1 protein-coding gene is annotated in these 485 nt (G+C 54.0%); it reads right to left on the bottom strand.

All coding sequences use genetic code 11. The annotated features are described in order from the left end of the window. Nucleotides 1-485: RNA repair transcriptional activator RtcR family protein (locus tag ACTHUM_RS19160; RefSeq protein ID WP_440403863.1), on the bottom strand; the 485-nt coding region annotated here is incomplete at both ends.

The raw sequence follows: 485 nt of genomic DNA, 5'->3' as shown, positions 1-485 counted from the left end.
TCTTCAATGGCTTTGAGCAACATGGCTTGCTCGTCTAAGCCCAATTCTCCGATTTCATCTAAAAACAATACGCCGCCGTCGGCAGTTTTCAGATAACCTTCACGTTTTTCTGCGGCGCCGGTAAAGGCGCCTTTTTTGTGGCCGAACAGGGCAGATGCTGCGCCGTCGCCGCGAAGGGTGGCGCAGTTTACATCGACAAATGTGCCTTTAATCAGGTGGCGCGCTTTTTTCAATTCAAAAATCCTGCGTGCCAGCATAGATTTGCCCGCGCCTGTCGGGCCGGAGAGCAGAATGGGGGAAGGAGAGTTGAGCGCGACTTGTTCGATTTCGGCAATCATGCGGTTGAAGGCGGCGTTTTGGGTGGAAATGCCGCTTTTCAGGTAGCGCACTGCGTCATCGCGTACGGCGGCAAGGCGTTCGGCCAGTACGTCGTAACGAGCCAAGTCCAAATCGATGATTTCATAACTGCCGACATTGCCGTCCTC

It is taken from the genome of Neisseria sp. P0021.S006, assembly GCF_051956895.1.
Note: the sequence above shows the minus strand (reverse complement) of the source record. Positions and strands in the feature narration are given on the sequence as shown.